Genomic DNA, 14937 nt, shown 5'->3' with positions numbered 1-14937 from the left:
TGCCGCTACAGCCCCGCATTCTTCAGACGATTTGCGTGTTGCCGATACAGCGTGATCGGGTTGGTCTCGAAGAGGTTCACCAGGCCCGCCGTATGGTTGATGGCATCCATATGGTTCATGCCGTAATCGTCGCGAATGACTTTGCCCAGATGCTGGGCGCAGCTACTGACCAGGCCATCGTTCTTCGCTCCCCGGAAGACCAGCGATACCAATGCCAGGGTTGGATCGATGGCGTCGGCGGTGTTGGTGTACGCCTGCGCACCGCCCCAGGAAAAGTACTTCACGCCATTGACTTGATAAGCGCCTTCGCCGCACTCGGTGGTCGGGATACCTTCTGGATGCGCGGCGTTGAATGCCAACGAACCGGCGGTGCTCAGGGATTGAAGCGAGGCTGCGGAGTTTTGTGGCAGGCCGCCATCATTCGAGAGGATGCCGATCAATTGCGTGAGGCCATTGGATATCGACTGCACCGCATCACCGGCCATTCCCGGAGGTGTAATGCCGAGGATCGCATCCACGGCCTCCCCTTTGCCGTTGGCCCCGTGCACGCTGGTGACTGAAGCCACCAGGTCCGGTCGCACCGAGGCGACATAGCGCGCGGTCGGGCTGCCCTGGCTGTGGCCGATGAGGTTGACTTTGGACTTGCCGGTGACTGCGAGAATTTGCTGGACCTGAAGCAGCAATTGTTCGCCGCGAACTTCATGGCTGTTGGAGGCGGACACTTGCGTCAGATAGACGTCGGCGCCGTCGTAGGCGCGCAACTGATCAGGGATGCCGTACCAGTAATCGAGCAAGCCGATCTTGTCGAAACCAAGTGCACCATGTACCAGCACGATCGGGTACTGGGTTTTCGTATATCCGCACTGGCCGGTGAGGCTGAAACATGCGGCCTGCGCAGACAGCGGCAGGGCGGCAGTGATGGTGACGGCGGTGAGAGTTGCGGCGGCAAGTAGCTTGCCAACGTGCTTATTCATTTCATTCCCTCTGGTTTTTTATTTTTGTAGTTCTGGAATGCGGTTTTTTAGTTGGTGGCCTGGTCGTGGGTACCTCCTTTGCTGAAGTTCGTTCTGGCAATCACTTCAGCAAGGTATTTGATTCAGGTGCGACCCTCCCCCCTCCAAACAAGGGGGTAAAGAGTTCGACATGTTCGCGATCAGGACGGGGGGCGCGATGAGTTACATAAAACGGCAGTTTTCAATGCTGTCGTTTCATCTTTCGCATAGGTGAGAGCTAGACACTGGCGTCTATTCGCAAGCGCTTATCCTGCGAAGCGCGACGGTCCCTTGAAGCACAGTCGAATGCCCATCAGGCCGTCGCCGCTTCCAGCTTGTGAATCGGCTTCCAGCGGCGCACTTGCTGGTAGAGGGTGGGTACTACGAAGAGTGTGAAGAAAGTGCCCACCAGCAGGCCGCCGACTATCACCATGCCGATCTGTTGCCGGCTTTCCGCGCCGGCGCCCGAGGCGATGGCGAGCGGTACCGAACCCAGGACCATGGCACCGGTGGTCATCAGGATCGGCCGCAGGCGTTTCACCGAGGCTTCCATCACCGCCTCATGCAGGTCGATGCCTTGGCGCAGCAACTGGTTGGCGAACTCGACGATGAGGATGCCGTGCTTGGTGATCAGGCCGATGAGGGTGACCATCCCCACCTGCGAGTAGATGTTCAGGGTGCCGCCGAAGAGGGTCAGCGCCAGCAAGGCGCCAGCCATGGAGAGCGGCACGCTGAAGAGGATGATCAGCGGATCGATGAAGCTCTCGAACTGCGCCGCCAGCACCAGGTAGATGAACACCAGGGCCAGGGCGAAGATCAGCGCGACGCCGGTGCTGGAATCCTTGAAGTCCCGCGAGGTGCCGGTGTAGTCGAACTGGGTGTCCGACGGGAACACCGCGCGCGCCGCCTCTTCGAGATAATCCAGTGCCTCACCGAGGGTGTAGCCGGAGCCGACGTTCGCCGTCACCGTCACCGCGCGCAGTTGGTTGAAGTGGTTGAGTTCGCGAGGCGCCACGGTTTCCCTCACATCGATCAGGTTGGCCAGTTGCACCATACTGTCGTTGCGGCCGCGGACGTAGACGCGATTGAGGTCGTCCGGATTGCTGCGGTCGACGTTGGCCAACTGCACCAGCACGTCGTACTGCTCGCCATTCTGCTTGAAGCGGGTGACCTGGCGACTGCCGAACAGGCTTTCCAGGCTACGGCCAATGGCGGCGGTGTCCGTGCCCACCGCCACCGCCTGCTCGCGGTTGACCGTGACCTTGAGCTGCGGCGAGTTGAGTTTGAGGTCGCTGTCCAGGCTTTCCAGCGCCGGGTTGTCGCGCACCCGCTCCATCAGCTGGTCGACGTACTTCTGCAGCTCGCTGTACTCCAGCGAGGAACGGATGACGAAGTTGACCGGCTGGTTGCGCGCGCTCTGCCCGAGCGGTGGCCGGTTGATCGGGAAGGCGCGCACGCCGGGAATGTCTCGTAGCTTGGGCAGGAGCTCGTCGCGGATCTCGAACTGGCTGCGGCCACGGGAGTCCCAATCCTCCAGCTTGAGGAAGGACAGGCCCTGGGCCACGGTGGGGAAGCCCACCACCACCATGTAGCGGTTGGCTTCGGGAATCGATTTGTAGGCCTCTTCCAGCAGCTTCGCGTAGCGGCTGGTGTATTCGATGGTGGCGCCATCGGGGCCGTTGATCGAGCCGACTATGGTGCCGGTGTCCTCGGTGGGCGCCAGTTCGCTACGCAGGCCGCCGAACAGGATCAGGCAGAACACCAGGATGCCCGCCAGCAGCAGGATGATCAGCATCCAGGCACGCAGCACCCGTTCCAGCAGGTGGCGGTAGCTGTAGGTCAGCGCATGGAGGAAGGACTCCACCAGGTTGTAGAGGCGGCCGTGCTTCTGCTCGGCATGGGGCTTGAGCAACTGCCCGCACATCATGGGCGACAGGGTCAACGCAACGAAGCCGGACACCAGCACCGCGCCGGCGAGTGTCCAGGAGAATTCGGTGAAGAGCTTGCCCGAGGTGCCCTGCATGAAGCCGATGGGGGCGTACACGGCGGCCAGGGTCAGGGTCATGGCGATCACCGCGAAGGCGATTTCCCGGCTGCCCTTGTAGGCGGCCTGGATCGGCGACATGCCCTCCTCTATGTGCCGGTGGATGTTCTCCAGCACGACGATGGCGTCGTCCACCACCAGGCCGATGGCCAACACCATGGCCAGCAACGTCAGGGTGTTGATGGAGAAGCCCAGCAGCACCATGAGGCTGAAAGCGCCGATCAGCGACACCGGGATGGTCACCAGCGGAATCAGGGTGGCGCGCAGGGAGCGCAGGAACAGGAAGATGATCAGGATCACCAGCACCACCGCTTCCCAGATGGTGGTGTAGACGTTGTCGATGGACTCGCGGATGAACAGCGAGTTGTCGTTGGCGATGGTCATTTTCATGCCGTCGGGCAGCAACGCCCGCAGTTCCGGCAACGCGGCATTGAGGCCATCGGAGATTTCCAGCGGGTTGGCCGTGGCCTGCTTGACCAGCCCCAGGGAGACCGCCGCGCGGCCATTGAAGCGCACGATGCTGCGTTCATCCGCCGCGCCGATCTCGGCGTGGCCCACATCGGCCAGCCGCAGCAGATAGCCGCGCTGGTCGTTGAGGATCAGGTCGTTGAATTCCTCGGGTGTGCGCAGGTCGGTTTCCGACAGCACGCTGAACTCGCGCTGCACGGACTCGATGCGTCCGGCCGGAATTTCCACGTTCTGCCGGCGCAGCGCGTCTTCCACGTCCTGCACGGTGAGGTCATGGGCGGCGAGCTTTTCCGGGTCCAGCCAGATGCGCATGGCGAAGCGCCGGGCGCCGCGAACCTGCACCTCGGAGACACCGGGGATGGTCTGCACGCGGTCGCGGATCACCCGCTCCAGCACATCGGTGATCTCCATCGCCGAATGCTGCTCGCTGTAGAAGGCAATCCAGATCACCGGCTGCGCATCGGCCTCGACCTTCTGCACGATGGGTTCGTTGATCTCGTCCGGAAGCAGGCCACGCACCCGGCCCAGTCGGTCGCGCACGTCATTGGCGGCTTCGTCGGCGTTGGTGCCAAGGCGGAACTGCGCGGTGATCTGGGTGTTTTCCGAGCGACTGATGGACGCCACGAAATCCAGCCCCTCGATGCCCGAAAGCACGTCCTCGATGGGCTGCGCCACCTGGGACTCCATGATCTCCGGGCTGGCGCCGGGGTAGATGACGTTGACTGTGACGATGGGCACGTCGATGTTGGGATATTCCCGCACCGCCAGCCTTTGGTAGGCCAGCAGCCCGAGCAGGACCAGGATCAGCGACAGGACGGTGGCGAATACCGGCCTGCGGATGCACACATCAGAGAGGGTCATGCCCCACCTCGCGCTACGGTGCGGACCTCCAGTCCGGGACTGACCTTCTGCCAGCCCGCGGTAATCACCTGCTCGTTACCCTGCAGGCCCTCACGAACCTCAGCCTTGCCGCGCAGGCGCTGGCCGATCTTGATCGGGCGCCGCTCCACCTTGCCGCCCACCACCAGGTTGACGAACAGTTGCTGCCCCACCGGCATCACGGCTTCTTCAGGGATCAGCAAGGCCTGCGGCCGTTCGGCGAGGATCACCGATACCTTGACGAACTGGCCGGGCTTCAGGCGATGGTCCTGGTTGGGAACCTGGGCGCGGATCGCCTGGCTGCGGCCGACTTCATCCAGGCGCGGGTTGAGGGCGATGATCGCCCCACGGAAACGTTCGCCCGGATAAGCGTCCAGGCTCAGTTCCACCGCCTGGCCGATGCTCACCTGGCTGACGGCTTTCTGCGGCACACGGAAATCCACCTTCAGCGGGTCCAGCACCTCCAGGTTGACCACATCCTGGCCGGCGCTGAGATAGTCGCCGACGCTGACCTGGCGCAGGCCGAGCGTGCCGTCGTAGGGGGCGCGGATCTGGGTCTTGTCGAGGCGCGCCTGGGCCAGGGCCAGGCTGGCGCGGGCGGCCTGTTGCTGGGATTGGGATTCGTCCTGCGCCTGGGCGTTGCTGGCGCCACGGGAGAACAGCATTTTGGCCCGCTCGTAGCTCTTTTCCGCCAGGTCGAGATTGGCCTGGGCCTGAGCCAGCTCAGCGCGGGCGATGGCATCGTCCAGGCTGACCAGCAGCTCGCCGCCCTTGACCATCTCGCCCTCGCGAAAATGCAGGCGGGCCACCCTGCCCTCCACTTCCGGACGGATCATCACCGACTCGTCCGAACGCAGCGAACCGAAGGTCACCAGTTCATCGCGCACCAGCGCCCGCTGCGGCTCGGCCACCTCCACCAGCGGCGCCTCCTGGGCCACGACGGACCACGAGGCGAGTGCCCCGAACAACAGCCAGGCGGTGCGAGGGAAGGTCATCCGGAGCCTCTGCGACAGGGGATAGGGGGGAAGGAAGTCTGCCGACTGTTTCGGCAGACTTCCACGGGCGTCGATACTGAGGATAACGCCAGTCTGTGTCGCTATGTTTCCCGGTTTACTGGCGCATGCCGCGCCCGCTCACGAGAAGGCGGATGCAGGCGACATAGAGAATGGTCATGGTGATCAGCATCAGCACGATGGCAACGCCGATGTTGATGTCGGAAACACCGAGGATGCCGTAGCGGAAGGCGTTGACCATATGCAGGATCGGGTTGCCCAGGGAAACCGCCTGCCAGAACGGCGGCAACAGGTTGATCGAGTAGAACACGCCGCCCAGGTAGGTCAGCGGGGTCAGCACGAACGTCGGGACGATCGAGATGTCATCGAAGTTGCGCGCGTACACGGCGTTGATGAAGCCGCCGAGGGAGAAGATGGTGGCAGTTAGCAGCACCACCAGCGCGGTCACCCCGATGTGGTGCACCGTGAGCTTGGTGAAGAACAGCGACAGGAAGGTGACGATCAGCCCCACCGCCAGCCCGCGTAGCACGCCACCGATGGTGTAGCCGAGCAGGATGGTGTGCGGCGACACCGGCGATACCAGCAGCTCCTCCACCGAACGCTGGAACTTGCTGCCGAAGAAGCTCGACACCACGTTGCTGTAGGAGTTGGTGATGACCGACATCATGATCAGGCCGGGGACGATGTAGTCCATGTAGCTGAAGCCGCCCATGGCGCCGATCTGCTTGCCGATCAGGTTGCCGAAAATGACGAAGTACAGCGCCATGGTGATGGCCGGGGGCAGCAGCGTCTGCGGCCAGATGCGCGTGAAGCGGCGGACTTCGCGGTAGACGATGGTTTCCAGGGCGACCAGGTTGGCGCGCAGTTCCGAACTCATACGGCCACCTTCGCCAGGTTTTTCTCCACCAGGGACACGAACAGCTCCTCGAGGCGATTGGACTTGTTACGCATGCTCAGCACGTCGACGTTCAGGGCGGCCAACTGACGGAACAGCTCGGTCAGGCCCTGGGTCTTCTCCACCTGCACTTCCAGGGTGTGGTCATCCACCAGCTCGGCGGGGTAGCCATTGAGCTGCGGCACCACTTCCAGGGGCTCCTTGAGGTCCAGCAGGAACGTCTCCTTGTGCAGCTTCTTCAGGAGGTCCTTCATGCTGGTGTTCTCGATGATGCGGCCATGGTCGATGATGCCGATGTTGCGGCAGAGCTGCTCAGCCTCCTCCAGATAGTGCGTGGTGAGGATGATGGTGATGCCCTGCTCGTTGAGCTCGGTGAGGAAGCTCCACATGGAGCGGCGCAGCTCGATATCCACGCCTGCGGTGGGTTCGTCGAGGATCAGCAGGCGCGGCTGGTGGACCAGCGCGCGGGCGATCATCAGCCGGCGCTTCATGCCGCCGGACAACTCGCGCGAAGCCGAATTGCGCTTTTCCCACAGGCCGAGCTGGGTCAGGTACTGCTCGGCGCGCTCCTTGGCGATGTTCGCCGGGATGCCGTAGTAGCCCGCCTGGGTGACGACGATGTCGAACACCTTCTCGAACTGGTTGAAGTTGAATTCCTGGGGCACCACGCCGAGGCAGCGCTTGAGCGCATAGGGCGATTTGTCCAGGTCATTGCCGAAGACACTGACGCTGCCGCTGGTCTTGTTCACCAGGGTGGACAGGATGCCGATGGTGGTGGACTTGCCCGCGCCGTTGGGGCCGAGCAAGGCGAAGAAATCACCTTCGGCCACGTCCAGGTCGATCCCCTTGAGGGCCTGGAAGCCATTGCCGTAGGTCTTGGTCAACTGCCGGATGGACAGAGCGGAGCTCATGATGGATTCGTCTGCTTCAGAAGGAAGGGGCTAGATAAGGCCGATTGCCAGCAAATTCAACTGCAAAACGCTGCACATCAGCCTAGGTTCCAGGAGTCGGATCGGCGAGCCGGATCACGTAAGTGCCGTCATCACCGCCTTTCGATAGGCCGGTCGGGCTTTCAGGCGCTCGTACCAGGCTTCGAGATTGGGCAGCTCCGGGCGCAGGACCGGCATCTCGAACCAGGCATAGGCAAAGCAGCCGAGGGGAATATCACCCATGGCAAAGCGTTCACCTGAAAGGTAGGGACGCTCGGCCAGGGCCCGGTCGGGAATGGCGAGTAGTTGACCGCAGCGGGTCAGTGCCGCCTCGATCATCGCGTGATTGCGTTCAGCCGGCGGCGTGCGCAGGGTGCCCCAGAACAGGTCGCGGAATGGCGTGGCGAAGCTGGACGTGGCCCAGTCCATCCACTTGTCCCCTTCGGCGCGCGCCACCGGCGAGTCCGGGTAGAGGCTGCCGGCGGAATAGCGCGCGGCCAGGTAGCGGACGATGGCGTTGGACTCCCAGAGCACCAGGTCGCCATCTTCGATCATCGGCACCTGGCCGTTGGGGTTGCGCTCGCGATACGTCGGCTCATTGACCAGGCCGAAGGCGCCACCGGCATCCAGCTGTTCATAGGCGACGCCGACTTCCTCGGCACACCAGAGTGCCTTGCGCACGTTGGTGGAATTGATTCGCCCCCAGATCTTCAGCATTGCGACACTCCAGGCCGGTTGGACAGGGGCACCATTCTAGAGCGCGATGCCGGGTGACGGAATGCCGAATCCTCCAGACTTGCTCTGGACTCAAAGCCGGAAGTGACCGGCCATCCCTTGCAGCTCCTGCCCCAGACGGGCGAGCTGGACACTGGAGGTTGCGGTTTCATCCATGGCCACGGCCGATTGATCGGCGATATCGCGAATACTGGTAACGCTGCGATTGATCTCCTCGGCCACTGCACTCTGCTGTTCGGCCGCTGCGGCGATCTGCTGGTTCATCTGGTGGATCAGTGTCACCGCTTCGGCGATGCCGGCCAGGGCCTCTTCGGTCAGGTTGGCGTCCTGCACCGTCAGACCCACCAGGTTTTCGCTCTGCTGCATGTGTTCCACCGAGCTGCGCACACCCTCGCGCAAGGTGGCGATCAGCCGTTCGATCTCTGCAGTGGACTGCTGGGTACGCCGCGCCAGCGCCCGCACTTCGTCCGCCACCACGGCAAAACCACGGCCCTGCTCGCCTGCGCGTGCCGCTTCGATGGCGGCGTTCAGGGCCAGCAGGTTGGTCTGCTCGGCGACGCTCTTGATCACATCCAGCACGGTGCCGATGCTCTGCGTGTCCTGGCTGAGGCGCTGGATGCTGGACGTGGTTTCTTCCATGGCGTGGGCCAACTGGTTGACCCGCTCGAGGGTCTGGCGCACCACCTGGTTGCCACTGCTGACGCGGTTGTCCGCCGCTTCGGTGGAACTGGCCGCAGCCTCGGCGTTACGCGCCACCTCCTGCACGGTGGCAGCCATCTGGCTCATCGCCGTGGCCACCTGATCGGTTTCTTCTCGCTGGCCGTTCACGCCCACGCGGGTCTGCTCGGTGACGCTGGACAGCGCCTGGGCCGAAGCGGAAATCTGCGCCACGCCGCCCTGCAGGCGGCCCACCATGTCGCGCAGATTGCCGGACATACCGGCCATGGCCTCCATCAACTGGCCAATCTCGTCGCGTCGCTGTACCTCGATGCTGGCACTGAGATCGCCCTCGGCGATCTGCCGGGCCAACCCGATGACGCGGCGCAATGGCCGGACGATCAGCAGGCTGATCAGCGCCGTGGCGGCCAGGCCGATCACCAGGGCCAGGGCCGCCGCCAGCAGGATCAGCAGCGAGCTGGAGTCCTGCTGGGTACGCATGTCGGCCTTCTGCAGTTCGTAGGCACGGTCCACCGCCTGCACCACCCGGTCCGCCTGGGCGGCCAGGCGCACGTACTCCTGACGCTGCTGGGCCAGGGTGGCGGTGTAATCCTTGAGGCGTTCGTTGAAGGAGTCGACGTTGCCGATGACTTCGGTGAGCACGGCGGCGTAGCCGGGGTCCTGCATGGCGTCGCGCAGTTCGGCGGCGAGCTTCTGCGCGTCCAGCGCTTCCTGGATCTGCGGGGCGCTGGCTTCTTCCGTGCCCCGGCTCTGTTCCAGGCGCAAGCGGGCCTGGTTGAGCGCCTGCAGGAGCAGCTGGTAGACGCGGCCGATTTGCCCGCCTTGAGTCACCAAATCGGCGCCCTGCGCGCCCTGGGAGCTTTTCAGCAGGTCGACACCATCCTCGTTCAGGCCGCTCTGCAACACATCGAGGCTGTTGGATGCGCTGACCACCAGCCAGTTGGCCGCGTCGAGCGCCAGGCGCTGGTTGTCGGTGAGTTCCACGTAGCGGTCGAATGCCTGGCGGTATTCGGTCATGGCCTGGGTCACTTCAGCCAGGGCCTCGCGACCGGGGCCGGAAAGCTGCGCGGCCAGCGCCTCGCTGCGGGCGGCTATGGCCTCGGCCTGCTGGCGCAGCGTCTCGGCATGCTTGGCGTCGGCGGTCAGGGCGTAGTCCTTTTCCGTGCGCCGAATCACCAGCACATCGCTGCTGATGGCGCGCATTTCCTCCAGCAGGCGCGCCCTGTCGTCGACCGCGCGCAAGGCGGTGAAGCCGGTGGCCGCCACCACCAGGGTCAGCGCCAGGACGACGCCGAACCCCAGCATCAACTTGTTGGCTGTGCTCAGGCTCGCCAGCCTGCGTTGCAAGACAGTCCACATGCTCCTACCTCCCCGCAAGGCGACAACCGCACGAACGCGATCTGCTATCCGCTTCCCCGAAGGCGCGACCATAGGAGCTGGCGCATGGTGGCGACAAGCCACAATCCTGCCTTCCCAAGGGCCGTGCTGTTTTTGGCTAACTGGAGGTCGTTTCTGGATAGCTTTCTATTCTTCCTACAAAAAACCAGGAACTGACCCAGGCCAATAAAGGACGCCCGCCGGGAAACTAGGCTTGACTCAGGATTCGCCAAGGAGGACCCCATGACCGCCCCATCAGCTACCCATTGGCACGCCGAGACCGCCGAAGCCAGCCTGCAGCAGCTGGACAGCAGGCCAACCGGGCTGGACATGGAGGAAGCGGAACGTCGCCTTGCCAGTTTCGGACCCAACCGTCTCCCCGAGCGGGCCGGCGCAGGCCCCCTGAAGCGCTTCCTGCTGCAATTCCACAACCTGCTCATCTACGTGCTGCTGGCCTCCACCCTGGTCACCCTGGCCCTCGGCGAATGGTTGGACAGCGCAGTGATCTTCGGTGTGGTGCTGATCAATGCCGTGGTGGGTTTCATCCAGGAAGGCAAGGCCGAATCGGCCATGCGCGCCATCCAGAAGCTGTTGACCCTGGACAGCCGGGTCAAGCGCGGCGGCGAAGTTCGGCAGATACCCGCCGAGGAACTGGTACCGGGCGACCTCGTCCTGCTGGAGGCCGGCGACCGCGTACCGGCGGACCTGCGCCTGCTGGAAACCCGCGACCTGCGCATCGAGGAAGCAGCGCTCACCGGCGAATCGGTCCCCACCGACAAGACCAGCCAACCGGTGACCCCGGACGCCAGCCTGGGCGACCGCCACAGCATGGCCTACTCCGGCACCCTGGTCAGCGCCGGCAGCGGCATCGGCCTGGTGGTCGCCACCGCCGGCGCGACCGAGCTGGGCCGCATCAGCCACCTGCTGGGTTCGGTGGAGCAGTTGCAGACGCCGCTGCTGGCGGACATGGCGCGCTTCGCCCGCCAGCTCACCCTGATCATCCTCGTGCTGGCGGCCGCCACCTTTATCTTCGGCATCCTGCTGCGCGGCTACAGCGCCGACGACATGCTGATGGCTGCTGTAGGTCTGGCCGTGGCCGCCATCCCCGAGGGCCTGCCGGCGGTGCTGACCATCATCCTGGCCCTGGGCGTGCAGCGCATGGCCCGCCGCAACTCGATCATCCGTCGCCTGCCGGCCGTGGAAAGTCTGGGCGCGGTGACCGTGGTCTGCTCCGACAAGACCGGCACCCTGACCCGCAACGAGATGACGGTGCAGCGCGTCTACACTGCCGCCCGCCGCTACGACGTCTCGGGGGTGGGATACGCGCCCGAAGGCGACGTCAGCCCGACGATCGACCTGGCGCATGACCTGCACGAACTGGCGCGCGCCGGCCTGCTCGCCAACAGCGCCAGCCTGTGCGAGGTGGGCAGCCAGTGGTGCATCACCGGCGACCCCACCGAAGCTGCCCTGCTCACCCTGGCCGGCAAGCTGCAGCTCGACTCGGATGAGGAAGCCTCGCTACGGCCCCGGGTCGACGCCATCCCCTTCAGCTCCGAGCGTCGCTACCTGGCCAGCCTGCACCGCGACGACAGCGGCCAGGGCGTGATTTACCTGGTGGGTGCACCGGAGCGGTTGCTGGAAGTCTGCGATCGGCAATGGCGCGACGGTGCCTCCGAGCCGCTGGACCCGCGCATCTGGGACGACGTGTTGGGCGAAGGCGCCGCCTCCGGCCTGCGCATGATCGGCCTGGCCCGTCGCACTGCCGGTAGCGGCCAGCACGAACTGGACCATGCCGACCTGGACAACGGCTTCGTGCTGCTGGGCCTGGTGGGCATGCTGGACCCGCCGCGCGAGGAAGCCATCCTCGCCATCGAGGAATGCCACAGCGCGGGCATCCACGTGAAGATGATCACCGGCGACCATGCCGCGACAGCCGCGGCCATCGCCGAACGTCTGGGCCTGCCGGCGGGCAACCCGCTGACCGGAGCCGACCTGGATGACCTGACCGACGCCGAACTCGATGCCCGGCTGAAGGAAACCAGCGTATTCGCCCGCACCAGCCCAAGCCACAAGCTACGGCTGGTGGAGCGCTTGCAGGCGATCGGCGAGCGGGTCGCCATGACCGGTGACGGGGTCAACGACTCCCCTGCCCTCAAACGCGCCGACATCGGCATCGCCATGGGCATCAAAGGTACCGAGGCGGCCAAGGAGGCCGCTCAGATGGTGCTGGCCGACGACAATTTCGCCACCATCGCCCACGCGGTGGAGGAAGGCCGTACCGTTTACGACAACCTGAAGAAGTCCATTCTCTTCATCCTTCCCACCAACGGTGCCCAGGCGATCGTCCTGCTGACCGCCATCCTGCTCGGCCTGACGCTCCCCATCACGCCGCTGCAGATCCTCTGGGTGAACATGATCACCGCCGTCACCCTGGCGTTGGCACTGGCCTTCGAGCCAGCCGAGGACGACCTCATGGCGCGCCCGCCGAGGGACCCGAAGGCGCCGCTGCTGTCCGGCGAGCTGCTCTGGCTGATCCTGCTGGTTTCGGTCCTGCTGACCGTGGCCAGCCTCGGCCTGTTCATCTACACCCAGCAGTTGGGCTGGAGCATGGAGGCCAGTCGCACCCTGGCGGTGAACGCCCTGGTATTCGGCGAGATCGGCTATCTGTTCAGCAGCCGGAGACTGAACGGCCCGGCGAGTTTCAGCTTCAAGGACAACCCGATGGTCTGGGGCATGGTCGGCCTGATGGTGCTGCTGCAACTGGCGTTCACTTACGTGACGGCGTTGCAGCAGCTGTTCGGTACCAACAGCATGAGCATAGAAGGCTGGAGCTGGTGCCTCGGGACGGCCGTGGCGACTTGCTTGGTCGTGGAGGCGGACAAGTGGGTGCGCCACCTTCGATCAGCAGGATGACGCGGGTCAGGAGCGTACGCCGGTCACGCCCTACTGGCAGCGAAGGTGCGGCTCAGGTCGGCCGCACCATGTTGAAGGTCTCACGGGTGCGGGTGTAGGCACTGCCGCCCAGGCGCCCCACCAGATCCAGACGCTGCGGATCCACCCGGCCCGCTTCGGTCAGCACCGCGTCATCGATATGGGCCAGCAGCACCTCGGCGAAAACCAGGTGGCAGTTGGGATTGTTACGCGGATAGGGCTGGATCTCGGCCACCCGGCACTCGAAGGCAACCGGCGCGCCGAGCACCCGCGGTGCCCGCACACGCACGGACGGTTCGGTGGCGATGCCACAGATCTCGAACTCACTCACGCCGTGGGGCAGCAAGGCGGCGCTGGCATTCATCGCTTCCGCCTGTTCGAAGGAAACCAGCTGGATCACCAGTTCGCCGGTCTCCTGCACGTTGCGCAGGGTGTCCTTGAGCTGGCCGTCGCCGCGCGTATTGATGTTCACCAGCACGGTCGCCGGATCATCACTGATGACCTGGAAGAAACTGAACGGCGCCAGGTTGCTCACACCCTCCTTAGACAGAGTGGAAACCCAGGCGATAGGGCGCGGCGTAATGGTGGAGGCCAGCCAACGGTAGGCGTCCAGCGGTGCCAGCTGGGCGAAATCGAGCTGCATGAATGAGACTCCAGCAGGGAGAAAACGGCGATTATGCCCTGCCGTCGGGAGCAGCGACACAGACGCCTTGAGCGCTGGAAGGGCATCGCGTCCCGGCGTCAGCCACGTAGCAGATAAGCCCCCGGGGGAATCCGTCCCTGCAGCTTCTTGCATTTGCCGGGAGCCGGCTGCTGACCCGCTGGCCGATCCGGGAACCAGACCCGGCACTTCCCCGGTGGCGGCATGTATTCGCGAGGAATACGCACCTCATCATCGGCCGGCTGGGAACCGTACGACGCAGCCTGCAGGCCACCGCCCTGCCAATCACCCACCTGCGAATCGGCCAACAACTCGCCCTCCGTTGGCGCCGCCAGCCCATCGGCGGCAATACCGGCCACCTGCCGAGCCTGCACATCCTGGTCGAGGCCAACGCGGACCTCAGCCTCCTCGTCCCGCTCCACTTCCACCTCGGACCCAGTCGATATCCCTGGCCCCATGGCCTGCCGGGCCGACTCGATCAACTGGAAATTGCGCTCACGCAGTTCGGGATCGTTGCGCCCCCGCGCATTGGAGCGCGTGGCCAGTGCAACGGCCTGCGCGTACTGCCCCTGCTGGAAGCGAACCTGTCCCAGGTAATGCAAAGTCGCCGGATTGTTCGGCTCGATCCGCAAGGCGCGCTCCAACGTATCGTCGGCCTGCTCCACCTCACCGAACTCCAGTTGCAGTGAAGCAGCCTCCAGCAGGGCAGCCGAAGCACCGTTGTTCGGTTGAGCAACCCGTCGATCTGCCGAAAAAGCCGGCAGCGCAGCGGCTACACAAAGCGAGAGCGTCAGGATCGACAAGAGGGACTTGGCTTGCATCGAAGAGGGCTCTCAACTGGACTCATGGGCGGAAGATCGCGGCGAAATCCGACCTTGGCCAACGCCCTGAAGTTCCCGACCGCCCCGCGTACGGCCGAAGGCGTGGCTTTCCTGATAAACTTGCCGCCCATTAGGCACGATCCACCCTGCGCCGCTCAGCCAAACGTCCTTTTCCTGCATTTCCTCCCGCGTCCCTTCGGAATCAGCGGAGATACCCGGTAAACGCAGCACATCAGAAGCTCCCGAATGACCGCTCTAGACGCCCTCCAGCCCCAAACCACGCGCCCTGCCCTGTCCCGCCGCTTCTCCGTGGCGCCGATGATGGATCGGAAATAGTCATCTATTCAGACCAATACTGGTGCACCTTCCAGCGAAACCCTCTGCACCATGTACCAAATCTGTACCAGTGTGCAGATCAGTCCCACCGGGATTGGACGGACCGAGAACTTCCGGGCACAAAAAAGCGCCCCGCAAATGGGCGCCCTGACAGTTGCCGAGCACTGACGAAGGGATT

At 64.2% G+C, this 14937-nt stretch carries 10 protein-coding genes; 1 reads left to right on the top strand and 9 read right to left on the bottom strand.

Translation table 11 applies throughout. The features are described 5' to 3' along the window. Window positions 1–5: 5 nt before the first annotated feature. The 7 genes from E8E95_RS08405 to E8E95_RS08375 form a co-directional block, all read right to left on the bottom strand. On the bottom strand, window positions 6–974 hold the full coding sequence (locus E8E95_RS08405) for a triacylglycerol lipase (protein ID WP_280349419.1): 969 nt from the start codon (window positions 972–974) through the stop codon (window positions 6–8). A 331-nt stretch (window positions 975–1305) separates the two neighbouring features. Then, window positions 1306–4365 (bottom strand): efflux RND transporter permease subunit, encoded by a 3060-nt coding sequence (locus tag E8E95_RS08400; RefSeq protein ID WP_280349418.1) that lies wholly within the window; start codon window positions 4363–4365, stop codon window positions 1306–1308. Continuing rightward, a complete protein-coding gene (locus tag E8E95_RS08395; protein ID WP_280349417.1) occupies window positions 4362–5378 on the bottom strand; it encodes an efflux RND transporter periplasmic adaptor subunit in 1017 nt (338 codons plus the stop codon). The genes E8E95_RS08400 and E8E95_RS08395 overlap by 4 nt, the downstream gene beginning before the upstream one ends. A gap of 115 nt (window positions 5379–5493) precedes the next feature. Continuing rightward, entirely contained in the window at window positions 5494–6273 is a 780-nt protein-coding gene (locus E8E95_RS08390; protein WP_280349416.1) for an ABC transporter permease, read from the bottom strand. After that, window positions 6270–7202 (bottom strand): ABC transporter ATP-binding protein, encoded by a 933-nt coding sequence (locus E8E95_RS08385; RefSeq protein ID WP_280349415.1) that lies wholly within the window; start codon window positions 7200–7202, stop codon window positions 6270–6272. Before E8E95_RS08385 ends, E8E95_RS08390 begins: the two co-directional genes overlap by 4 nt. Before the next feature lie 114 nt (window positions 7203–7316). After that, the gene (locus E8E95_RS08380; RefSeq protein ID WP_280349414.1) at window positions 7317–7937 is read right to left on the bottom strand and encodes a glutathione S-transferase; all 621 of its coding nucleotides are present in this window, start codon (window positions 7935–7937) and stop codon (window positions 7317–7319) included. A 90-nt stretch (window positions 7938–8027) separates the two neighbouring features. Then, entirely contained in the window at window positions 8028–9992 is a 1965-nt protein-coding gene (locus E8E95_RS08375; protein WP_280349413.1) for a methyl-accepting chemotaxis protein, read from the bottom strand. Window positions 9993–10253: 261 nt separating this feature from the next. Here E8E95_RS08375 and E8E95_RS08370 point away from each other — a divergent pair, with 261 nt between their 5' ends. Continuing rightward, on the top strand, window positions 10254–12923 hold the full coding sequence (locus E8E95_RS08370; protein WP_280349412.1) for a cation-transporting P-type ATPase: 2670 nt from the start codon (window positions 10254–10256) through the stop codon (window positions 12921–12923). 52 nt (window positions 12924–12975) lie between these two features. Here E8E95_RS08370 and E8E95_RS08365 read toward each other — a convergent pair whose 3' ends face one another. Both E8E95_RS08365 and E8E95_RS08360 read right to left on the bottom strand, forming a co-directional pair. Then, window positions 12976–13584, bottom strand: a complete 609-nt coding sequence (locus E8E95_RS08365) for a flavin reductase family protein (protein ID WP_280349411.1) — start codon at window positions 13582–13584, stop codon at window positions 12976–12978. Window positions 13585–13682: 98 nt separating this feature from the next. Then, complete coding sequence (locus E8E95_RS08360) at window positions 13683–14423, bottom strand: tetratricopeptide repeat protein (protein WP_280349410.1); 741 nt, start codon at window positions 14421–14423, stop codon at window positions 13683–13685. Window positions 14424–14937 lie beyond the last annotated feature (514 nt).

This window comes from Pseudomonas sp. BN414 (genome assembly GCF_029871275.1).
Taxonomy (GTDB): domain Bacteria; phylum Pseudomonadota; class Gammaproteobacteria; order Pseudomonadales; family Pseudomonadaceae; genus Metapseudomonas; species Metapseudomonas resinovorans_C.
Note: the sequence above shows the minus strand (reverse complement) of the source record. Positions and strands in the feature narration are given on the sequence as shown.